This window comes from Blastomonas fulva (assembly GCF_003431825.1).
GTDB classification, from domain to species: domain Bacteria; phylum Pseudomonadota; class Alphaproteobacteria; order Sphingomonadales; family Sphingomonadaceae; genus Blastomonas; species Blastomonas fulva.
In genome coordinates this window covers 3,642,854-3,664,781 of sequence record NZ_CP020083.1, presented here as the reverse complement: position 1 = coordinate 3,664,781, position 21,928 = coordinate 3,642,854, and the positions used below count along the sequence as shown (strand labels likewise).

The following is a 21,928-nucleotide window of genomic DNA, read 5'->3' as shown; positions in this document are numbered from 1 at the left end:
GCTGAGGGGTGAGCCGATATCATTCGGTTGATCCCTGACGACCTGCGTTGGGAGTCTGTCTTTTCAGGCGGTCGAAGAGGCTTGGAACCGCGCAGCCTGGCGCGACAGGATCAGATCCTCCCCCTACCAAGTCCCACCAATCCGTTCCGCCAACACCCCGCGCACCCGCGCCACGACCGCCTCCGGCACCACATCCGCCTCCCGCATCAGCACCCCTAGGGTCCGCATATGCGCGAAGTCCTCCATCGGCACCCGCGCCACGCCTGCTGCGGTGAAGCAATCGGGCATCACCGTCACGCCCACGCCCGCCGCGACCAGTGCGAGGATGCGGTCGTCGCTTCTTGAGCGGGCGGCGAAGAAGGGGCGGACGCCGCGCGCCGTGAAGTGCTGGCTGGTGGCGGTGAGCACCTCGCAATGGCGGCGCACCAGCATCACATTGTCGGCGAGCTCGTGCCCGGCGATCAATGTGCGCGCCGCGAGCGGGTGGCTGGCGGGCAAAGCGAGGCTGTAGCCTTCGGTTGCTACGGGCTGGAACTGCGCGCGGTGGCGTCCCTGTGGCTCCAGCGTCACCGCCAGATCGATCCGCGCCGCATCCAGCCGGTCGGTGAGCTCGCTCGCCCGGCCTTCGACGAACTCGGTGCGCAGGCCATCGATCTCGCCCAGCGCCTGCGCGATGGCCGCGACCACCGGGCTGGGCAGCGTGGAGAGCAGCCCGAGCCGCACGATCGCCTGGGGCTGGCGCTGCTGCATCGCCTGTTCGGCCAGATTGAACTGCGCCTCGATCCGCCGCGCATGCTCGGCGAACTGCGCGCCATTGGGGGTGAGGTCGACGCGGCGGTTGGTGCGGTGGAACAGGCGCTGGCCCACGCTCTCTTCCAGCCGCGCGATGCCCACCGACAGCGTCGGTTGGGTCACGTTGCAGCTCTCGGCGGCGCGGGTGAAATTGCCGTGCTCGACGACAGCGAGGAAATAGCGCAGCAGGTAGCGTTCGATCATAGACAGCGTCTAGGATAAACCCCTTTCAATATCAATTTTCCTTTGTTGACCGTCCCCTCTAAAAGCCGCTTCAATCGACAGATAAACGAGAGGATCATTGCGATGTCCACGATGCCCGATTTCGACTTCGCGCTGGGCGAGGCTGCGGACATGATCCGCGACACCACCGCGCGCTTTGCCGCGGACAAGATCGCGCCGATCGCCGCGAAGATCGATGCCGAGGACTGGTTCCCGATCGAATTGTGGCCGCAAATGGGGGCGCTGGGCCTGCACGGCATCACGGTGAGCGAGGAAGACGGCGGGCTGGGGCTGGGCTATCTCGAGCATGTCATCGCGATGGAAGAAGTCAGCCGCGCGAGCGCTTCGCTGGGGCTGTCGTACGGCGCGCACTCCAACCTGTGCGTCAACCAGTTGCGCCGCTGGGGCAACGCGCAACAGAAGGCGAAGTATCTGCCCGGGCTGATCTCGGGCGAGCATGTCGGATCGCTGGCGATGTCCGAAGTCGGCGCCGGATCGGACGTGGTCTCGATGAAGCTCAAGGCCAGCGAAGTCGCGGGCGGATACCGGCTCAACGGCACCAAGTTCTGGATCACCAATTCGGCGTATGCTGAGACGCTGATTGTCTATGCCAAGACCGGGGAGGGATCGGGCGGGATCACCGCGTTCATCATCGAAAAGGATATGCCGGGCTTCAGCATAGGCCAGAAGATCCAGAAGATGGGGATGCGCGGGAGCCCGACGGCGGAATTGGTGTTCGACGATTGCTTCGTTCCGCAAGAAAACGTCATGGGGCCATTGAACGGCGGCGTTGGCGTGCTGATGAGCGGGCTCGATTACGAGCGCGCGGTGCTCGCTGCCGGGCCTTTGGGCATCATGCAGGCGTGCCTCGACGTGGTGCTGCCCTATGTGCGCGAGCGCAAGCAGTTCGGCTCCCCCATCGGCTCGTTCCAGATGGTGCAGGCCAAGGTCGCCGACATGTACGTCGCGCTCAACAGCGCCCGCGCCTATGTCTATGCGGTCGCGCGCGCCTGTGATGCGGGCAAGACGACGCGGTTCGATGCCGCCGGTGCGATCTTATTGGCCAGCGAGAACGCGGTCAAATGCTCGCTCGAGGCGATCCAGGCCTTGGGCGGGGCGGGCTACACCACCGACTGGCCGGTCGAACGCTTCCTGCGCGATGCCAAGCTGTACGACATCGGGGCAGGGACCAACGAAATCCGCCGCTTCCTGATCGCGCGCGAACTGATTGGAGCTCGGTGATGACCGCGCCAACCCTCGACACCAAGATCGACACCAATTCAGACACCTACCGCGCATCTTTCACGCACAATATCACCCTGCGCGATGAGCTCTGGAGCAAGGTTGCCGAGGCCGCATTGGGCGGCAACGCCAAGTCGCGCGAGCGGCACACATCGCGGGGCAAACTGCTGCCGCGCGAGCGCGTCGAGCGGCTGCTCGACCCAGGCTCGCCGTTCCTCGAGATCGGCCAACTTGCTGCCTGTGACCTGTACGATGGCGAAATTCCCGGCGCAGGGATGATCGCCGGCATCGGCCGCGTCTCGGGTCGCCAGTGCATGATCGTGTGCAACGACGCCACGGTGAAGGGCGGCACCTATTACCCGATGACGGTGAAGAAGCACCTGCGCGCGCAGGAGATTGCCGAGGCCAACCGGCTGCCGTGCATCTACCTGGTGGACTCGGGCGGCGCCAACCTGCCGCACCAGGCCGAGGTCTTCCCCGACCGCGAGCATTTCGGCCGCATTTTCTTCAACCAGGCGAACATGTCCGCCAAGGGCATCCCGCAGATCGCCTGCGTGATGGGTAGCTGTACCGCAGGCGGCGCATATGTGCCCGCAATGTCCGACGAAAGCGTGATCGTCCGCAACCAGGGCACGATATTCCTCGCCGGGCCGCCCTTGGTGAAAGCCGCGACGGGCGAGGAGATCAGCGCCGAAGATCTGGGCGGCGGCGATCTGCACGGACGCAAATCGGGCGTGGTCGATCATGTTGCCGAGAATGACGAGCACGCGCTGACGATTGTACGCGATATCGTTTCGCACCTCGGCCCGATCCCGAAGCCCAATATCGACATCCGCGATCCGCGTCCGCCGAAGTTCGACGCGGAGGAGCTGTACGGCATCATCCCCTCGGATGTCCGCGCGCCGTATGACGTGCACGAGGTCATCGCGCGGATCGTCGACGGCAGCGAGTTCCACGAGTTCAAGGCGCTGTACGGCAGTTCGCTGGTATGCGGTTTCGCGCATATCTGGGGAATGCCGGTCGCGATCCTCGCCAACAACGGTGTGCTGTTCAGCGAAAGCGCGGTCAAGGGCGCGCATTTCATCGAACTCGCCTGCCAGCGGCGCATTCCCCTACTGTTCCTGCAGAACATCTCCGGCTTCATGGTTGGTGGCAAGTATGAGGCCGAAGGCATTGCCAAGCATGGCGCCAAGCTGGTCACCGCGGTCGCCACCGCGAGCGTGCCCAAGGTCACCGTGCTGATCGGCGGCAGCTTCGGCGCGGGCAATTACGGCATGTGCGGGCGGGCGTACTCGCCCCGCTTCCTGTTCAGCTGGCCGAATTCGCGGATTTCGGTGATGGGCGGCGAGCAGGCGGCAGCGGTGCTGGCGACGGTCCATCGTGATGCCGACAATTGGACCCCTGAGCAGGCCGAAGCGTTCAAGCAGCCGATCCGTGATGACTATGAGGCGCAGGGAAGCCCCTACCACGCCACCTCGCGGCTGTGGGACGACGGCATCATCGACCCCGCGCAGACGAGGGACGTCCTTGGGCTGGCGCTCGCGGCATGCCTCAACGCGCCGGTGGAGGAGGGGCCCCGGTTTGGGGTTTTCCGGATGTGATGGGGGTGGTGGGCAGCCCCATTCGTCATCTAAATCCTCCCCGAGCTTGTCTCGGGGAGGGGGACCGCCCGCGCAGCGGGTGGTGGAGGGGCTCTTGATGCTCAAGGATGAGGCCCCCAAACCCCAAACGGGCTCGGTCACCCGCGCCCGTCGACTGCGCAAGGATATGAGCCTGCCGGAGGTTCTGCTTTGGCAACTGCTCAAGGCGCGGCCAGAAGGCCTGAAGTTCCGCCGTCAACATCCCAGTGGGGAGCTCACTTTAGATTTTTACTGCGCCGACGCACGCCTGGCGATCGAGATAGACGGCCAGTCGCACGCTTTTGGCGACCGCCCATATCGCGACGAGCGCCGCGATGCCTGGCTGAAGTCGCAAGGCATTGAAACCCTGCGAATTCCCGCAAGTGATGTGCTTGGGGATTGTTCCACTGCTGCCGACGGAATCGTTCAGTTCGCTCGGTCGCGATTGCCCCTCCACCACCCGGCAAGTGCCGGGCGGTCCCCCTCCCCGAGACAAGCTCGGGGAGGATTTTCAGGATAGAATCCATGCTGAAATCCCTCCTCATCGCCAACCGTGGCGAAATCGCCTGCCGGATCATCCGCACCGCGCGGGCCATGGGTGTCCGCACGGTCGCGGTGTACTCAGACGCCGACGCCAAGGCGCTGCATGTGCGTTCGGCCGATGAAGCGGTGCATATCGGGCCTTCGCCGGCGCGCGAGAGCTATCTGGTGGGCGAGAAGATCATTGCCGCCGCGAAACAGACCGGGGCAGAGGCGATCCATCCGGGTTACGGCTTCCTCTCGGAAAACGCCGAGTTCGCGCAATCCGTGATCGACGCGGGCCTGATCTGGGTGGGGCCGAAGCCGGATTCGATCCGCGCGATGGGGCTCAAGGACGCGGCGAAGAAGCTGATGGACGCAGCGGGCGTGCCGACCACGCCGGGCTATCTGGGTGACAATCAGGACCCCGATTTCCTCGCCGAGCAGGCCGCTGCGATCGGCTATCCCGTGCTGATCAAGGCGGTCGCGGGCGGCGGCGGCAAGGGGATGCGGAAAGTGGATGCACCGGCGGATTTCGCCGATGCGCTGGTCAGCTGCAAGCGCGAGGCGGCGGCGAGTTTCGGCAACGATGTCGTGCTGCTCGAAAAATGGATCGAAAGCCCGCGCCATATTGAGGTGCAGGTGTTCGGTGACTCTCATGGGAACGTCGTCCACCTGTTCGAGCGCGATTGCTCGCTGCAACGCCGCCACCAGAAGGTCATCGAGGAAGCCCCCGCGCCCGGCATGGACGCAGCGACGCGCGCGGCGGTGTGCGGCGCTGCGGTGCGCGCGGCCAAGGCGGTGGATTATGAGGGCGCGGGCACGATCGAGTTCATCGCCGATGGCTCGCAAGGCCTGCGCGCCGACCGCATCTGGTTCATGGAAATGAACGCGCGGCTGCAGGTCGAGCATCCGGTGACCGAGGAGATCACCGGGGTCGACCTCGTCGAATGGCAGCTGCGTGTTGCGAGCGGCGAGCCGATCCCGCTCAGGCAGGAGGAGCTCAGCATCAACGGCTGGGCAATGGAAGCGCGGTTGTATGCGGAAGATCCGGCGAAGGGGTTTCTGCCGAGTACGGGACGGTTGGAGCACCTGGTGTTCGGTGAGGCAGACCGCGTCGAGACCGGGGTCGAGCAGGGCGGGGCGGTCTCGCCCTTTTATGACCCGATGATCGCCAAGATCGTTTGCCATGGCGAAACCCGCAGCGATGCCATATCCGCGCTGGCGCATGCCGTCAGCGAGACCGAAGTCTGGCCCGTGAGGACCAATGCTGGCTTTCTGGTGCGCGCCTTGTGGTCGGACAGCTTTGTCGAGGCCGATCTGGATACCGGTTTCATCGCCAATGCTGGCGACGCGCTGATCCCGCCCAGCGAGCCCGAGGATGCCCTGTTCGAGGTGGCGGCGAGATTGGTGCACGACAGCACCGAGCCTGTGCACAATGCTGGCTTCCGTTTGAACACTGTGCCCGTGCATCGCGTCACGCTGGCAAGCGGCGGTGAAACCCGAACAGTCGATGTCGCGATGATCGGCGACCAGATCGTGTCCGTCGGAGACGATGCCGCCGACTATTACCTGCCCGAAAACACCGATGCTGCGGTTGTCACTGGGCATATCCAGGGCGACCAGGCGATCCTCTTTGCGGACGGGACAGCCTATGCGTTCGATATCGCTGCCCGCGGATCCGGTCATGCGGCGGCGGGGAGCGGTTCGATCCTTTCGCCCATGCCGGGCAAGGTCATCGCGGTGGATGTGACCGCGGGCCAGTCGGTCACCAAGGGGCAGAAATTGCTGACGCTCGAGGCGATGAAGATGGAGCATTCGCTGGTCGCGCCGTTCGATGGCGTGGTGGCGGAATTGAACGCCAGCGAGGGTGCGCAGGTGCAGGTCGACGCGTTGCTGGTGCGGATTGAGGCGGCGGAGTGATGCGCCAATGCCTTCTCCCTTGATGGGAGAAGGATACGGAGCCTTGCCGAGTGTAGCGAGGCTAGGCGCAGTTGGATGAGGGTGATGCAGAGCTCGCGTAGCGCATTTTCACCCTCACCCAGCTTCGACTAGGCAGCAAGCTGCCAAGTCTGCGCAGCCCTCTCCCATCAAGGGAGAGGGGTATTGGAGTAGTGAGAGTGGCAGGAAAATTTTTTGACGAGTGGAACATCGGCGACCGGATCGAGCATGAGATCCGGCGCACGGTGACCGAGACCGACAATCTGTTGTTCAGCACCATGACACACAACCCGCAGCCGCTGCATCTCGATGTCGAGGCGGCCAAGGCGAGCGAATTCGGGCAGATCCTTGTCAACGGCACTTTCACCTTCAGCCTGATGATCGGGCTGTCGGTGGGCGATACGACCTTGGGCACGCTGGTCGCCAATCTGGGGTACGACAAGCTCGTCATGCCCAAGCCGGTGTTCATCGGTGATACCATGCGCGCGATCAGCGAAGTGACCGAACTCAAGGAATCCAAGTCGCGCCCCAATGCCGGGATCGTGACGTTCACGCATGAGCTGATCAACCAGCGGGGCGAGGTCGTCTGCCGTTGCCTTCGCTCGGCATTGCTCAAGAAGCGCGAGGCCTGACCCGTCATTCCCGCCAACGCGGGAATCTCGCTTTGGCGCTGCCGCAAAAAGGAAGCGGGACCCCCGCGTGCGCGGGGGTGACGATGAGGCAGTACCTATAGTCCCATTAAAACAGCTATTTGCGCTGATTTGTATACGATAGCTACGCCGAGCCCATTGACCCTGCGACCCCGTCCTGTGTCTAATGCGGCGCACCAGAACACTGCCATCCGGGGTCCTCGATTATGCGCGCATCACGTCTTCTCGCTTCGTTTCTAATGGGCGCTGCGGCCATCCAGGCCGCGCCTGTGTTTGCGCAGGACGATCCCGCGCCCGCTGCCCCGGTTGTCGAGACGAAGAGCGCGCCGGGCCCCATGGATGCCACGCTGCGCGCGCTCTACGATGCCGAATGGGAGTGGCGGCAGGCCGAATATGCGCGGGTGAAGGAGGGTGGCCGCTGGATCCAGGGCGAAAGCTTGGGCGATGTCACCGCCGAGGCGCAGGCGCGGCGGCTGGCCTATTGGACCGATGTGCTGCGCCAGCTCGATATGATCCCGATGGACAAGCTCTCGCCCGAGGAGCAGGTCAACGCCGCAGTGTTCCGCCAGTCGGTGTGGGAGAATGCCAACAGCATCGAGCACAAGACCTATGAGGCGCCGTTCAACAGCGACACCTTCTTCTGGGGTGGGCTGAACCCGCGCCAGGGCTTTCCCAATGCCGCCAGCTATCGCCGCTATCTGGGACGAATGAACGACATTCCGCGCTATTTCGATGAGAATATCGTCAACATGCGCGCGGGCCTGGCGCGAGGCTACACCGTGCCGCGGGTCGCCATCGAGGGGCGCGATGCGACGATCGAGGCCTATTCCGTCACCGGCGAGGCGAACCCGTTCTACGATGCCTTCCGCACGATGCCCGAGAGCATCCCGGCGGCCCAGCAGGCGAAGCTGCGCGCCGATGCGCTGAAAGCAATCGAGACATCGGTCGCACCCGCTTATGCCAAGCTGCTGACCTTCATGCGGGGCGAGTATATGCCCAAGGCGCGCACGCAGATCGACGCGTACTCGCTGCCCGATGGCAAGGCCTTCTATCAGGACCAGATCAAGCTCTACACCACGCTCGATCTGACCCCTGAGCAGATCCACGAGATCGGCCTCAAGGAGGTCGCGCGGATCGATGCGGACATGCAGAAGACGATGCGCGAAACCGGGTTCAAGGGCACGTTCCCCGAGTTCCTGCAGTTCCTCCGCACCGACCCGCAATTCTATGCCAAGACCCCGCGCGAACTGCTCTCCTATGCGGCGTATGTGACCAAGAGAATGGACGGCAAGCTTAAGGAAACGTTCAATTTCCTGCCGCGCTATCGCTTCACCATCCTGCCGGTGCCCGATGTCATCGCGCCGATCTACACCTCGGGGCGCGGCGGGCTGGATAGCTGCCTTTTCAACACTTATGATCTGCCCTCGCGCCCGCTGTACAACCTCACCGCGCTGACGCTGCACGAGTGCATCCCGGGGCACAGCTTTCAGGCGGCAGTCGCGCTTGAGGCGCCAGATCGCCCCGACTTCCGTCGCCAGACCTATTTCTCGGGCTATGGCGAGGGCTGGGGGCTGTACACCGAATGGCTGGGCACCAAGCTGGGGCTTTATGAAACGCCTTATGAGGAATTCGGCCGCCAGACCTTCGAGATGTGGCGCGCGGTGCGGCTGGTGATCGACACCGGCATCCACACCCAGGGCTGGAGCCGCCAGAAGGCGATCGACTATCTGGCGGGCCACACCGCGCTGGCGCAGCGCGATGTCGAGACCGAGGTCGACCGCTATATCTCCTGGCCCGCGCAGGCGCTCGCCTACAAGCTGGGTGAGCTTGCGCTGCGCAAGATGCGCGCCAAGGCCGAGGCGGAGCTTGGCGCCGGGTTCGACCAGCGGCCGTTCCACGACACCTTCCTCAACCTGGGCTCGGTGCCGCTGCCGGTGATGGAGGCCAAGATGGAAGAGTTCATCACGCGGGAGAAGGCCAGGCTGGCCAAGACCGGCAAGCCGCGCAGCTGACCCTTATTCGTCGCCGTAGATCGCGACGCTCCTGCTTCCGTCGCTGCTCGCCATGCCGCGGTACATGCCCGGGGTGTCGAAGCTGTAGCCCTGATGGCCCCAGGGGGTCAGGTAGATGATCCCGCCCGAACCGCCCAGCGCGCCCATTTCGCCGATCACCGCATCGGCGATGGCCTGCACCTCCTCGGAGGTGAGCGCGGCTGCGATCAGCCTGGCCTGCGCCGCTCCGTCGAGCCGGGTGCCGCCCCGCTCGGCTTCCTGCGTCAGGAATTCTGCGCGCGCCTCGGCCTTCATCCGGATGCGGGTGCAGATTTCGTGCGCCACGCCGACGCGGATGAAGAATTCGCCCGCGCCGGTGGCGGAGATCGCACACGCGCGGTCATCGGCATAGGTGCCCGCGCCGATCAGCGGGGAATCGCCGATGCGGCCATAGCGCTTGCCGGTCAGGCCGCCGGTCGAGGTGCCCGCCGCGACATGGCCCTGCGCATCGCGCGCGACCGCGCCGACGGTGCCGTATTTCAGATCGACATCGAACCAGCCGACCTTCTTCGACTTGAGTTCTTCCAGCTGGCGCTTGCGCTCGGGCGTACCGAAATAGGCGTTGTCGACCTGCTCGAGCCCCTGTTCCTTGGAGAAGCGGTCCGCGCCTTCGCCCGAAAGCAGCACGTGCGGGCTTTCCTCCATTACCTTGCGCGCCAGCAGTATGGGGTTGCGGGTGTGGTGCGCGCGCGCGATTGCGCCGGCCTTGCGATCGATACCCTGCATGACCGCGGCGTCGAGCTCGTTGGTGCCTTCATAGGTGAACACCGCGCCGTGCCCGGCGTTGAAATTGGGGTCGTCTTCCAGCACCAGGATCGCCGCCTGTACCGCGTCCAGGGCTGCGCCGCCGCTCTGCAGCACCGCCGATCCGGCCTCGAGCGCCTTGTCGAGCGCTCTGCGCACCGCGGCGTCGGTCTCGGGCGAGACACGCGAGCGTTCGAGAATTCCGGCGCCGCCATGGATGACCAGCGACCAGCCCGGCTCTGCGGTGGTTTCGGGCTTGGCGGAGGCGGGGGCGGCAGACGACATCAACAGGGCTCCAAGCAACAGGATCAGGCGCATATTCAGCTCCCTTGGTCCAAGGCGAACGACAAGGCCGGGCGATTAAAGACCTTTGGACGGTCACGCAAACTTTGAGTGGAAACCGCAGCTGTGCTGTCGCAATGTCTCACCGGGGCAAAGGTTCCGCTGCAAGGGGAAGGCAGGCATGGATCAGACGATCACGATCGAACAGGATGATCTGAGCGGGGAGGATATCGTCGCATTGCTGCGCTATCATCTCGACCAGATGCAGCTGCATTCGCCGATCTGCTCGGTGCATGCCTTTCCGGTCGAACGGCTGCGCGCGGGCGATGTGACCTTCTACGCGCTGCGCGTCGATGGGCGGCTCGCCGGGTGCGGCGCGCTCAAGCAGATCGATGCCCGCCATGGCGAGCTCAAGTCGATGCGAACCGATCCTGCATTCCTGCGGCGCGGCTTGGGCGAGGCCATGCTGGTGCATCTGATCGCCGAGGCGCGCGCGCGCGGCTATTCGCGGCTTAGCCTCGAAACCGGCCTCCCAGAGCCGTTCCACCCGGCGCACGCATTGTACCGCAAGCACGGCTTCGAGCGGTGTCCGCCCTTTGCCGACTATACCGATGACCCGTTCAGCATGTGCATGACGCGCACGCTCTGAGCCCGGTCAGCGCACTACCGAGACCTCGGCGGTCCACACCCGCGGCCATTCCCACACGCCGCGGCACTCGCCCATTTCGTGCTTTTCGCTCAGGCGGAACATCTCTCCATCCCAGACATAGCTGCTGGCGACGCCGCAATCGCCGATGCCGCGACCCTTCGCGCGATCATAAAGCGTACCCGTTTCGGGCGTGAAATCGGCGTTGACCACCTGCGACACCTGATCATCGCCGCCCCAGCCGGTGGGGCTGTCGAACTTGGCCGGGGCAAATTCCCATCCCGCATTGGGGTCTTCCATCGGACGGGTGGCGACCATGACTGCCGAGCCGAAATTATACGCACCCGAATCGCAGGCGATCAGCACCAGCGCCATGTCCAGACCGCCGCGCTGGCCGAGCGGGTGCACCGTGTCTTCCACCCCCTCCATCCGGTATTCGCACCCGGTTTCGGCGATGATCTCAGGGTATCGCTTGAGGTCGGGAAGCTCGGTAAGCTTCGAGGCGGCGCGCGCTGTCAGCTGCGGCCGCGCAGGGGGCAGGGCGGTGTCAGGCCTGGTGCCGGTGGCGATGATCGCGCCAAGCGTGCCCGCGCGTTGTTGCACCGCATCGATATAGCGCAGCGCCGCCGATGATCCGGCGAGCGATAGCGCAATGGCCTTGCCATCCGACAGCATCAGGTCTGCCTTGGTGCCATTGGCGAGTGTGCGGGCGATCGCGAGCGACTGCGCTTCGTCCAACCAAGTGTCGCCTTCGGTGTCCTGCGTGCCGCTGAGCGGCGGGCGCGCGTCGATCTTCAGCCGTGCCGGGCCGGTCGCCATTTCCTCGGGCGGGCTCAATTCGATACGGAAGGGCGCGTCGGGTCCGCCTTCGCGCCGGATGCGCACCGCCATCGCGGTGGTGAATTCGCCGCCTTCTTCCGCCAGCGTTCCCGCCTCGCAGGACCACACATTGTCGCAGGCGACATACCAGTCCTTGAAGGTCTTGACCTCGCCTGGGGTCTGACCCGCGGGCGCGGCAGCAACCGTCGCGGCGATGAGCAGGGCGGGCATCAGCATGGGCGTTTCTCGATCCTAGCCAGAGACGGAATCATCGGTTATGCGGCGGGCCTATCCTATTCCAGCGGCACCAGAAAGAGGCACTTATGGACAAAATGGCAGTTATCGGCGCGGGCCAGATGGGCGCGGGCATCGCACAGGTCAGTGCGCAGGCAGGCTATCATGTTTTCCTCTCCGACGTGTCGGTGGAGCTCGCGCAAAAGGGCAAGGCTGGCATCGCCAAGCAGCTGGCGCGTGCGGTCGAAAAGGGCAAAATGGATGCTGCCGACGCCGACGCGGCGCTGGCACGGATCGAGCCGGTGAGCGATTATGCCAAGATGGCCGAGGCAGGCCTGATCATCGAGGCGGCGACCGAGCGCGAGGACATCAAGCGCACGATCTTCGAGAATGTCGGCAAGGTTCTGGCAGCAGACGCGATCTTGGCGAGCAACACCTCATCGATCCCGATCACTCGCATGGCCGCCGCCACTACGGATGCGTCGCGATTTGTTGGGGTGCACTTCTTCAACCCGGTGCCCGTCATGGGGCTGATCGAGCTGATCCGCGGGCTTGCCACTTCAGATGCGACGGTCGATTTCGTCCGCGCGTACGCAGAGCGGATCGGCAAGCGGGTGGTGCAGGCCAATGACGCGCCCGGCTTCATCGTCAACCGCATCCTGCTGCCGATGCTCAACGAAGCGTGCTTCGCGCTAGGCGAGGGCCTGGCGACGATCGAGGACATCGACGCCGCGGTGCAACTCGGGCTCAACCATCCGATGGGCCCGCTGACGCTTGCCGATTTCATCGGGCTGGATACGTGCCTCAGCATCACCCAGGTGCTGCACAGCTCGACCGGCGACCCCAAGTTCCGCCCCGCGCCGCTGCTGGTCAAATATGTCGAGGCCGGCTGGCTGGGTCGCAAGACCAAGCGCGGTTTCTACGATTATTCGGGAGAAACCCCGGTTCCGACGCGTTGATGGTCACCACAGGCTGACAGCCCCGGCAAAACGCGATATGCTGCGCTTTGCCGGGGCGCGCCGACAGTTCAACTACCGGAGACCGACAATGACCGCCCATCCGCTCAAGATCGATATCGTGTCAGACGTGGTCTGCCCATGGTGCATCATCGGCTACAAGCAGCTGCAAAAGGCGCTCGATATCGTCGGCGACGAGGTCCTACCCGAGATCACCTGGCACCCGTTCGAGCTTAACCCGAAGATGGCACCCGAGGGCGAAGCGATTTCCGAGCATGTCGCGCGCAAATACGGCGCCAGTGCAGAGCAGAGCGCGGCCAACCGATCGCGGCTGAAGGAAACCGGCGAGCGGCTGGGTTTTGAGTTCAACCATGCCCCTGGCATGCGGATCTACAACACCTTCAAGGCGCACCAATTGCTCACCTGGGCGGGCGACACGCAAGGCTGCGAGGCGCAGACACGGCTCAAGCTGGCGCTGTTCGCGGCGTATTTCCAGGACAACCGCGATATCAGCGATGAAGAGGTGCTGCTCGACGTGGTCGCGGACATCGGCCTCGATCCTGACGAGGGGCGCGCTGTGCTCAACGATCCCGACAACGAAGCCGAAGTCCGCGCGCATCTCGACCACTGGATCGAACAGGGCATCAGCGGCGTTCCCGCGATCATCTTCGATGGCAAGTATCTGGTCCCCGGCGCACAGGAGGCCGAAACCTTCGTCAACGTGATCCGCAAGGTGCGCGAGAAGGCATTGGCTTGAGGGGCATCCCCGCGAATTCCGCAGCAAGGTCGCCCCACCTCCGATCAGCGGGAGCCTGTCGAAGGCCCTGCGCTGTTCTGCAGCAGAATCATGCAAAGATCCGCTTTGCCTGAGCTTGTCGAAGGCCACGCTATAACGGTAGCGTGCAGACATGGCTTTTTACGCATACTTGCTGCGATGTAATGATGGCAGCTTTTATGCTGGACATACCGATGATCTGGAGCATCGCCTGTCACAGCATCAGGCCGGTACACTTGGCGGATATACTGCGAAGCGGCGTCCTGTGACGCTCGTCTGGTCCGAAGATTTCGGGACGCGCGATGACGCATTTGCCGTCGAGCGGCAGATCAAGGGCTGGTCTCGTGCAAAGAAAGAGGCTCTGATCGCTGGCGATTGGCAATTAATCTCTATTCTTGCGAAAAACCGGATGCCATCCGGCACCAGTGGCGCGGGGCCTTCGACAGGCTCAGGCTGAGCGGGTTGGGGGGCGCGCCAGTAAATGGTGACGATCTCCTAAACCAGCCCCAATCTCGCCAGTTCGCCCAGCATCTCTGCGGGCATCAGGTCGGCGGCGTCCATCCCCTCGCCCAGGTCCGCGGGCGCATCGGCGGGTTCGAGATAGCGCCAGCCCTGGTGCGCGCGGCGGGGGATGGATTGGACTGCGATCAGCTTTGGCTCGACCCTGATCCAGTAGCGTCCCTGGCCGTTGTCCATGAAGCCCAGCAACGGGCTGCGGCCGATGATCGCCTTGTTGAAGATCCAGTAGAGCGAACCGCCCGCCATCTCCTCGTGGCGCTTGGGCATGTAGCGCGTGGTCAGCCGCGCCTCGCCCACCGGGGCGTGGCTTTCCAGCCACTGCCGCAGCGATGCTGCGCTCTGCGCGCCGAACGCGATCTTGGTCATGCTGAGCGCCATCGGGATCAGAAGCTCGCCAGCCCGCTCGCGACCGCCAGGCCCAGAAACGCCAGAAAGCCCATGGAATCGGTGATCATCGTCACGAACACCGAGCTGGCGACCGCAGGGTCCTGTTCCAGCCGGTCGAGCGTGACCGGCACGATCACGCCCGCCATGCCGGCGATGATGATGTTGACCAGGATGGCAAGCGCGATCACCCCGCCGAGCATCGCATCGGCAAAGACGAGCGCGGTGCCCGCGCCGGTGAGCACCGCGACGGTGGCACCGTTGAGCACCGCAATGCGCAGTTCGCGGGCAATGATGCGGCGGGTGTTCGATTGCGTCAGCTGGTTCATCGCCAGCGCGCGCACCGCGACGGCCATCGTCTGGGTGCCGGCATTGCCGCCGACCGAAGCGACGATCGGCATCAGCACCGCCAATGCCACCAGTTGCTCGATCGCGCCGCCGAACAGCGCGATGATGCTGCTGGCGACCAATGCGGTGCCCAGATTGGCGATCAGCCAGCGTACGCGGCTGCTGTAGGACTGGCGGATCGGCTCGTTGATGTCGCCATCGCCCGCGCCCGACATGCGCAGGATATCCTCGCCCGCTTCTTCCTGGACGATGTGGATGATGTCATCGACCGTGATCTGCCCGACAAGGCGTCCCGCGCCATCGATGACGGCGGCAGAGATCAGCGCGTATTTCTGGAAGCGCAGCGCGACCTCTTCCTGGTCCATGTCGGTGGGGATCAGCGTCTGGTCGCGCTTCATCACATCGGCAAGCGCGATGTGCCGCGGGGTGCGCAGAATCCAGCTCAGCTGGCAGGTGCCGACCGGGCGATGCTGCGGATCGACGATGAAGATTTCCCAGAACTCGGTGGTGAGATCGGCATGTTCGCGCAGATAATCGATCAGCTGGCCGACGTTCATGTGTTCCGGCACCGCGACCAGATCGCGCTGCATCAGTCGGCCTGCGGATTCCTCGGGGAAAGAGAGCGCATCGACGATCGCGGCGCGGTCTGCAGGTTCGAGTTCGGCCAGCACCGCGCGCTGGTCGGCCTCTTCCATCTCCTCGATGATCGCCACCGCGTCATCGGTTTCCAGCTGCCCGGCGAGCTCCGCCACCTGCGCGGCAGGCAGCGCGTCGATCACGTCATCGCGGACATAGTCGTTGAGTTCGGTGAGCACGTCTGCGCCCAGCAGATCGGTGATCGCCCGCGCCAGCGGCCCGCGATACTCGCGCTCGACCAGCTCGAAAAGGTCGGCGATGTCGGCGGGGTGCAGCGGCTCGACCAGATCATAGACGGCCTCGTCGTCGCCTTCGTCGAGCGCATCGCACACCTGGCTGACAAAGCCCGGCAGCAGGCGGTTGTCCTCGTCCAGGCTGGTGCTGGCATCCATGGCATCATGGGGTGCATGATCGTGGAGCTGGGCGTCGGATGGGTCGGTCATGGCCTGCTCCTTTCTGTGGGAATGGGTGTATCCCGCGCGCGGGAATCACCGAGTGTGTGGCGGTTCGCACCTGCAAAAGCAATCCCGATGCGGCGGGCGTCGCCGGGGGTGACATTCGCCTGCGCGTCGCTATATCGGCGGCAGCATTTCTCGTGCCACCAAATCCCTCTCATGCCATCAAAGGACTGCATATGACCGCTGAGACGCTTACCTTTCACATCCAGGACGGCGGCGATGTCGTCATCAAGCTGCGCCCTGATCTTGCCCCCGGCCATGTGGAACGCATCGTCGAACTGGCCAATGAAGGCTTCTACAACGGCGTGAAGTTCCACCGCGTGATCGCGGGCTTCATGGCGCAGGGCGGCTGCCCCAACGGCACCGGTACCGGCGGATCGAAGAAGCCCGACCTCAAGCAGGAATTCAACGACGAGCCGCATGTCGAGGGCGTCTGCTCGATGGCGCGCACGATGGACCCCAACAGCGCCAACAGCCAGTTCTTCATCTGCCTCGACGATGCGCGCTTCCTCGATCGCCAGTACACCGTGTGGGGCCAGGTGACCTCAGGCATGGAACACGTCCACGCGCTGCCCAAGGGCGAACCGCCCGCAAAGCCCGGCGTGATCGCATCGGCAACGGTGGCGTAATTCTTGAAGAGCCCTCCTGGAAACGGGAGGGCTTTTTCTATTCCCGGGTTTTAAATCCCCGCGTCGACCAGCCAGTCGTGGAACAGCCGCACGGCGCGGGTCTCCAGCGCGCGGGGTTTGCACACGAACCAGTAGCTGTACGGGCTTTCCACCCGAACATCGAACAGCTTGGCCAGCCGGGTGTCGCCCGAGCGGGTGAGATGATCGTCATGCATGATCGCGATGCCCAGGCCCTGGGCTGCAGCTTCGAGCATCAGCGGTCCGCTGTCGATATGATCGATCGATGCCGGTTGCAGGTCGACCAGCCCTAGCGCGTGCTTCCAGGCCTCGAACGATTCCGGCATGTCGTTGTGGATCAGGATCGTCTGGCGGTTGAGCCGCTCAAGATCGGGGGTGGACCCCAGGCTCTCCACTAGCTCGGTAGAGGCGATCGCATAGACATAATTGCGATCTAGCCGCACCGAGTGCAGCGAAGGATCGGGATTTTCCGACAGGATGATCGCGGCATCGAGCGTGTCGCCCAGCCGAGCCTCGCCATGGCCCGAGGTGTCGACATCGATGTGCAGCAGCGGATAGAGCCTGCGTAACTCGCCCAGCCGCGGGACAAGCCGCTGGCTGCCGAACAGCGGCAGCATTCCCAGCCGCAGGCGCAGCACCCGGCTGTCATCCATGTGCGCGGCGACCGCATCGGCCAGCGCGTCGATCGCGGGGGCAACGCTGGCAAACAGAGCTTCGCCCGCCTCGTTGAGCTTGAGTTGCTGGTTGTGGCGCTTGAACAGTTTCTTGCCGACAAAGTCTTCCAGCCCGCCGATCCGGCGACTCAGCGCCGAGGGCGAGAGCGCTAGCTCGCTGGCCGCGGCCTTGGCCGAGCCGAGTCGCGCGACACGCAAAAATGCCTCGAGAGATCGCAAAGGGGGGAGACGTCGCATGGCCATATCGGCGAGCATTATTGCACTGCAGCGGAAATGTGCAATTGCAAATAGCGAACTTAGTGCGGTTTTCCGTCAGTGGACTTGCATTCTTTGCAATTATCCAAAGCTATTTCGCACTTGCACAATAAGGGTCTCTGACCCATATTGATCGTGCCTTTCAGGCATCCTCTCCTAAAAACTTTATCGGGTCAGCCTTCGGGCTGGCCCTTTTTTTTGTCTGCTGAGGCCTGAGGGCGGTGGCGTAACCAATTGTTTCGCGCTTGGCAAACCCTTTGATTTCCTTGCTCTACGCGGCGTCTGCCCTGCAAAGGCTCTGCACACGATTGCATTGAATCGCTGTCCAGCGGTGTCAGGATCGGGTGCGCCGCCTATCGGGTGCGCGCGAATGAAAGGTGATTCGGATTGCGAATCACATCTCGATAATGCGCGTCGCCGGATGATGCTTGTCGAGATGCTTGCGGATGATCTTGAGATTGCGCGTATTCGACCGCCAGAACAGGTCGAACAGGTCGCCTGCCAGCGGTACCGCGCCGACCAGGCTGTCGAAGCCGACATTCGCAGCCATGCGCGCCAGCTGGAATTTGGACATCCCCAGGTTCCGCGCCTCCCACACCATGTAAAGGCCCATTGCGCCGGTGACGATATCGCCGACCACCGGGACCAGTCCGAGCGCGAAATCCAGCCCGACCTTGCGGTTGATGCCGGGCACGGTGAAGCTGCGTTCGAGCACCTGTTCCATCATCTCGATGCGCCTGCGGATCGAGGCGGGGTCATTGGCAAGCGCAGCGCCCATGACCTTCATCTGCGCCGCCTTGATCTGTTCCATCTGTTCAGGCCGGATCGTCTTCATGCTGTCCTCCGCAACCCCTTGCAGCGGCTTATCTGGGGATCGCAACCATATCCGGCAAGGCGTGCCATCCATCGGCGGTGATGGCAAAGCCGGGGACGTTGCCGCGCACCAGCGAAAAGCGCACCGGAGCCCCCAGCGGGATGTAGATGTTGGCGCTGGTCATCGACAGCTCGGCCTCGGCCATCTGCTGCGCGCGAACCGCCGGATCGCCCGCCCGCTTGGCCTGCGCCAGCAGCACATCGCCGTCCCTGTCGCACACCGGCCGTACGACACAGGCGAGCTGGTTGAGGAACCAGGAGGGCTGACGATAGCGCGCGACCTCGTCGATCAGCTTCAGGTCGGCCTTGCCCTTGCCCTCTACCAGCTGGCTATCGATGCCGATGGTGGCCAGATCGCGCTTGAGCCGCCCGAATACCAGCCGGCTGCCGGGTCCCTTGGGCATGGCGATGCGCAGCACGGGCAGCGTCTCGTTGTCCTGCCGCCAGCGGACGACGCGCGCACGCGCCAGCTCGCGGCGCTGATCGAGTGACAAATCCGCCCAGCGTTCACCCACCAGCGGCGCGTACCGATCCAGCCCCAGCGGCACGATCCGCGTCATGGTCTGCCATTCGCGGATGCCCAGCGGGGTCATCAGCGCCTCGCGGTCGATTGCCAGCGCAATCGCCTCGCGATTGGCGGCATCGCCCAGAAACCCGCGGCTTTCGACCACCAGCAGCCCGAACAGCCCGATCACCGGGTCTGCGCGCACGGTGTTGTCGGCGACAGCAGCGGCGCTGAGATAGGGCAGATGCTCGAACCTGCCGCCCAGCACCATGCTGGTTTCCCCCATCGCGAACCGGGCGATGGCGCTCGCGGCTTTTTCGGTGCGCACCTGCAGCGGGCGCACCGGCGGGCGAAACTCGCCTTCGACCAGATCGTCGGCGCGCTCGGTCAGCACGGTCCAGTATTGCTGCCGATCGGCGACCAGCGGGCCCGAGCCCCGCCCGCTATGACGGATGCCAAGTTCGGGCAGCGCCAGGATGCGCAGCAGATCGGGCTGCGGGGCGAGCAGGCGGATCTCGATCACCCGCCCGGTCATCGACCTGATATCGCGCACCTCGGTAGTATCCGCGCCGATCGCGGTGCGGCTTTCGATCTGCAGCCGACGGCGCAGCGCCGCCGCGACATGTTCGGAGGTCACAGTATCGCCGTTTTCCCAGCGCGCGTTGCGCAGGCGAAAGATATAGCTGAGGCCGTCATCGGTGACGATCCAGCGTTCGGCGAGCGCGGGAACGATGTTGCCCAGCGAATCGAGCCGGACCAGCCCCTGCGATGTCGCCGCGCGCAAATATTCTGCGGCAGGCGCAAGCTCGGCGGCGTCCAGATTGTTCACCGGCGATGGATCGATGATCGAAATGCCCAGCGGCGAGCTGTCCGATCCGCTGCACGCGGCGAGCACGAGCACTGCAGCGATGCTGCTAGCCCGCCAAGTCCTTGCCAGAGCGCGTGTCATTGTCCGCCTTTCAACCCGGTGCCGCTGCCGATGGCGATAGCAGGGCCGCGACGAAGCGACAACGCGGCGCTGGGATGGACGTTGCCGGGATTGTCAATCCAGCCGGTCACGCGGGGCGCAACCAGCGCGCCGCTGCGATAATACCACAAGGGGATGACCGGCATGGTTTCCAGCAGCCGCGCCTCGGCGGCGCGCATCGCCGCCTGCCGCGCCGGCGGATCAGCGGTGGCCATCGCTGTATCGAGCAGCGCATCGAACACCGGATCGGCATGACCCGAATAATTGACCTCGCCCGAGTCCGAACGGTGCACCGCTAGAAAGTTCTCCGGCGCGGGCAAATCGGCGATCCAGCCCGAGCGCGCCATCTGGAAGTCGCCGCGGCGCATCGCGGCAAAATGCAGCGCAGGTTCGCTGTTGAGGATGCTCGCCTCGACCCCCAGCGGCTTCCACATCGCCGCCAGGGCGACGGCCATTCGGCGGTGTTCAGCCGACGAGTTGATCCGGATTTCGAAACGCAGCGGTCTTGCAGGGGAAAAGCCCGCCGTCGCGATCAGCCGCCGCGCCTCGCGCTGGCGCTGCGCGAGAGGCCATACCGCCCAGTCCGGCTGCACCGCTGCACCCCCGGCGAGCGCGGGCGGCACGATCGCATAGGCAGGTGCGTTGCCCATCGGCAGCAGCGCACGCGCGATCCATTCGCGGTCCACCGCCATGCTCAGGCCCTTGCGCACCGGCGCGTCGTCGAACGGCGGCTTGCGGGTGTTGAGCGTGAAGTAATAGCTGCCCAGATAATCGCCGGTGCGCACCGCTTGCGGCCTTTGTGCGACCAGCCAGCCGTGGCGGCTCTGTGGAAAGTCGCCCGAGATATCGGCGTCGCCCGCCAGGAACAGCCGCATCCCGGCGAGCGCATCGTCCACCGGCTTCCACACCACCATAGCGATGGGCGCGCGTCCGGCATGCCAGCGCGGGTTGCGCTCCATCACCAGCCGGTCGTTGAGCCGCCATTCGCGGGTGCGATAGGGGCCGGAGCTGACCAGCGGGCGTTCGGCAGTCCAGTCGCCGTGCGCGCCACCAGTCCGGTGCAGCGGCAGCGCGGCCATGGCCGGGTGCGCCAGCAGGGCAGGGATTTGCGGGAAGGGGGCGTTGAGCGTCACGATCACCACGCCATCGCCATCTGCCCTCACGTCAGCAATCGCTGCGAACAGGGCGGTGTGCGGCGATCCGATGGCAGGATCGTTCAGCCGCCGCCACCCCGCCACGAACACCCCGGCGGTGATCGCAGAGCTATCCGAAAAGCGCAGCCCGTCGCGCAGCGTAAACCGCCAGACCCGGCCGTCAGCCGAGACGGTCCAGTCGCGCGCAAGCCCTGCTACCGCGCGGCCCGCACCATCGAAGCGGGTCAGTCCTTCGAACTGGTCCGCCGCCACTCGCAGCGAGGCGATGTCGGAATAGACTTGCGGGTCCAGTCCGCGGATCTCGGAATCGGTCAGCCGGACCAGTCGGTCTGGTCCTGGCGTGCTGTCCGATGCCGCAGGCCCGGCATGGCAGGAGGTCAGCAGCACGCTGAGCAGGACAAGGATCAGGAGGCGCATCGCTGGCAGCTTGCCCCGAATGACGGCGCCAGGGAAGGCGCGATGGAGCGCGTTTTGGCCAGGCCCTCAAAAATCCGGATTTTGCGGAACGGAACGCAGCGGCGGCGCGTCCATGCTTCAGCAAAAAGCGAGGAACATCATGATATTTTTCACCACAAAGGCATGGACTGTGGGCGCTGCGATTGCTGCGGCGACGGTCGTCAGCGGCTGCGCTGGATCGGGCTTCAACGATCGCGGTTTCAGCAACGCTCGGCAATACGACTATAACCGCCCGGATCCATCCTACGGTGGCTACGATGCCGGACGCTATTATCGTGACGACCGGCGCTATCGCGAGCGCCGCCTCAGCCGCAACGACCGCGTCTATCGGGGTCAGGACGGACGCTATTATTGTCGCAGGTCCGATGGCACCACCGGGCTGATCGTCGGCGGCGTCGCAGGCGGCGTGCTGGGCAATGTCATCGCTCCGGGCGGATCGGACACTTTGGGCACCATACTGGGCGCTATTGGCGGCGCGGCCGCTGGCCGGGCGATCGATCGCAACGGGACACGCTGCCGCTGATCGAGCAAGACACTCCACACAGAAAAAAGCGCCCCGG

At 64.6% G+C, this 21,928-nt stretch carries 21 protein-coding genes; 12 read left to right on the top strand and 9 right to left on the bottom strand.

Annotation, left to right across the window (positions count from 1 at the left end; genetic code table 11):
- Positions 1-123: 123 nt before the first annotated feature.
- Positions 124-996: a LysR family transcriptional regulator gene (locus B5J99_RS17275; RefSeq protein WP_117353107.1), complete on the bottom strand. Its 873-nt coding sequence runs from the start codon at positions 994-996 to the stop codon at positions 124-126.
- A 111-nt stretch (positions 997-1,107) separates the two neighbouring features.
- Between B5J99_RS17275 and B5J99_RS17270 the strand changes: the two genes are divergently transcribed.
- The 6 genes from B5J99_RS17270 to B5J99_RS17245 all read left to right on the top strand — a co-directional run bounded on the left by B5J99_RS17270 (position 1,108) and on the right by B5J99_RS17245 (position 8,997).
- On the top strand, positions 1,108-2,256 hold the full coding sequence (locus tag B5J99_RS17270; RefSeq protein ID WP_117353587.1) for an acyl-CoA dehydrogenase family protein: 1,149 nt from the start codon (positions 1,108-1,110) through the stop codon (positions 2,254-2,256).
- Positions 2,256-3,857 (top strand): carboxyl transferase domain-containing protein, encoded by a 1,602-nt coding sequence (locus tag B5J99_RS17265; protein WP_117353106.1) that lies wholly within the window; start codon positions 2,256-2,258, stop codon positions 3,855-3,857. Before B5J99_RS17270 ends, B5J99_RS17265 begins: the two co-directional genes overlap by 1 nt.
- A gap of 97 nt (positions 3,858-3,954) precedes the next feature.
- Entirely contained in the window at positions 3,955-4,395 is a 441-nt protein-coding gene (locus B5J99_RS17260; RefSeq protein ID WP_211337843.1) for an endonuclease domain-containing protein, read from the top strand.
- A 5-nt stretch (positions 4,396-4,400) separates the two neighbouring features.
- Complete coding sequence (locus B5J99_RS17255) at positions 4,401-6,317, top strand: acetyl-CoA carboxylase biotin carboxylase subunit (RefSeq protein ID WP_117353105.1); 1,917 nt, start codon at positions 4,401-4,403, stop codon at positions 6,315-6,317.
- A gap of 197 nt (positions 6,318-6,514) precedes the next feature.
- The gene (locus B5J99_RS17250) at positions 6,515-6,967 is read left to right on the top strand and encodes a MaoC family dehydratase (RefSeq protein ID WP_117353104.1); all 453 of its coding nucleotides are present in this window, start codon (positions 6,515-6,517) and stop codon (positions 6,965-6,967) included.
- Between the two features lie 224 nt (positions 6,968-7,191).
- Positions 7,192-8,997, top strand: a complete 1,806-nt coding sequence (locus B5J99_RS17245; RefSeq protein ID WP_425456414.1) for a DUF885 domain-containing protein — start codon at positions 7,192-7,194, stop codon at positions 8,995-8,997.
- A gap of 3 nt (positions 8,998-9,000) precedes the next feature.
- On the opposite strand, the gene B5J99_RS17240 is transcribed toward B5J99_RS17245, so the two are convergent.
- Positions 9,001-10,098, bottom strand: a complete 1,098-nt coding sequence (locus B5J99_RS17240) for an isoaspartyl peptidase/L-asparaginase family protein (protein WP_117353102.1) — start codon at positions 10,096-10,098, stop codon at positions 9,001-9,003.
- A gap of 145 nt (positions 10,099-10,243) precedes the next feature.
- On the opposite strand from B5J99_RS17240, the gene B5J99_RS17235 reads away from it, so the two are divergent.
- Positions 10,244-10,711: a GNAT family N-acetyltransferase gene (locus tag B5J99_RS17235; RefSeq protein WP_069050334.1), complete on the top strand. Its 468-nt coding sequence runs from the start codon at positions 10,244-10,246 to the stop codon at positions 10,709-10,711.
- Between the two features lie 6 nt (positions 10,712-10,717).
- Here B5J99_RS17235 and B5J99_RS17230 read toward each other — a convergent pair whose 3' ends face one another.
- The gene (locus B5J99_RS17230) at positions 10,718-11,764 is read right to left on the bottom strand and encodes a DUF1176 domain-containing protein (RefSeq protein WP_117353101.1); all 1,047 of its coding nucleotides are present in this window, start codon (positions 11,762-11,764) and stop codon (positions 10,718-10,720) included.
- An 86-nt stretch (positions 11,765-11,850) separates the two neighbouring features.
- Here B5J99_RS17230 and B5J99_RS17225 point away from each other — a divergent pair, with 86 nt between their 5' ends.
- The 3 genes from B5J99_RS17225 (at position 11,851) to B5J99_RS17215 (ending at position 13,949) form a co-directional block, all read left to right on the top strand.
- Positions 11,851-12,720: a 3-hydroxybutyryl-CoA dehydrogenase gene (locus tag B5J99_RS17225; RefSeq protein ID WP_117353100.1), complete on the top strand. Its 870-nt coding sequence runs from the start codon at positions 11,851-11,853 to the stop codon at positions 12,718-12,720.
- Between the two features lie 88 nt (positions 12,721-12,808).
- Positions 12,809-13,474 (top strand): DsbA family oxidoreductase, encoded by a 666-nt coding sequence (locus B5J99_RS17220; protein WP_117353099.1) that lies wholly within the window; start codon positions 12,809-12,811, stop codon positions 13,472-13,474.
- A 151-nt stretch (positions 13,475-13,625) separates the two neighbouring features.
- Positions 13,626-13,949, top strand: coding sequence for a GIY-YIG nuclease family protein (locus tag B5J99_RS17215; protein ID WP_117353098.1), 324 nt, complete (start codon positions 13,626-13,628; stop codon positions 13,947-13,949).
- A 38-nt stretch (positions 13,950-13,987) separates the two neighbouring features.
- Here the strand turns inward: B5J99_RS17215 and B5J99_RS17210 are convergent, their stop codons facing one another.
- Positions 13,988-14,389, bottom strand: a complete 402-nt coding sequence (locus B5J99_RS17210) for a DUF1489 family protein (RefSeq protein ID WP_054134697.1) — start codon at positions 14,387-14,389, stop codon at positions 13,988-13,990.
- Positions 14,390-14,394: 5 nt separating this feature from the next.
- Complete coding sequence (gene mgtE / locus B5J99_RS17205; RefSeq protein WP_117353097.1) at positions 14,395-15,822, bottom strand: magnesium transporter; 1,428 nt, start codon at positions 15,820-15,822, stop codon at positions 14,395-14,397.
- 191 nt (positions 15,823-16,013) lie between these two features.
- On the opposite strand from mgtE, the gene B5J99_RS17200 reads away from it, so the two are divergent.
- The gene (locus B5J99_RS17200) at positions 16,014-16,466 is read left to right on the top strand and encodes a peptidylprolyl isomerase (protein WP_054134695.1); all 453 of its coding nucleotides are present in this window, start codon (positions 16,014-16,016) and stop codon (positions 16,464-16,466) included.
- A gap of 50 nt (positions 16,467-16,516) precedes the next feature.
- Here B5J99_RS17200 and B5J99_RS17195 read toward each other — a convergent pair whose 3' ends face one another.
- The 4 genes from B5J99_RS17195 to B5J99_RS17180 all read right to left on the bottom strand — a co-directional run bounded on the left by B5J99_RS17195 (position 16,517) and on the right by B5J99_RS17180 (position 21,329).
- Positions 16,517-17,401, bottom strand: a complete 885-nt coding sequence (locus tag B5J99_RS17195; RefSeq protein ID WP_082382260.1) for a LysR substrate-binding domain-containing protein — start codon at positions 17,399-17,401, stop codon at positions 16,517-16,519.
- Between the two features lie 406 nt (positions 17,402-17,807).
- On the bottom strand, positions 17,808-18,224 hold the full coding sequence (locus B5J99_RS17190; protein WP_054134807.1) for a DUF4112 domain-containing protein: 417 nt from the start codon (positions 18,222-18,224) through the stop codon (positions 17,808-17,810).
- A gap of 52 nt (positions 18,225-18,276) precedes the next feature.
- Positions 18,277-19,740: an ABC transporter substrate-binding protein gene (locus tag B5J99_RS17185; RefSeq protein WP_117353096.1), complete on the bottom strand. Its 1,464-nt coding sequence runs from the start codon at positions 19,738-19,740 to the stop codon at positions 18,277-18,279.
- Entirely contained in the window at positions 19,737-21,329 is a 1,593-nt protein-coding gene (locus tag B5J99_RS17180) for a peptide ABC transporter substrate-binding protein (protein ID WP_117353095.1), read from the bottom strand. Before B5J99_RS17180 ends, B5J99_RS17185 begins: the two co-directional genes overlap by 4 nt.
- Before the next feature lie 139 nt (positions 21,330-21,468).
- Between B5J99_RS17180 and B5J99_RS17175 the strand changes: the two genes are divergently transcribed.
- Positions 21,469-21,891, top strand: coding sequence for a glycine zipper 2TM domain-containing protein (locus B5J99_RS17175; RefSeq protein ID WP_117353094.1), 423 nt, complete (start codon positions 21,469-21,471; stop codon positions 21,889-21,891).
- Positions 21,892-21,928 lie beyond the last annotated feature (37 nt).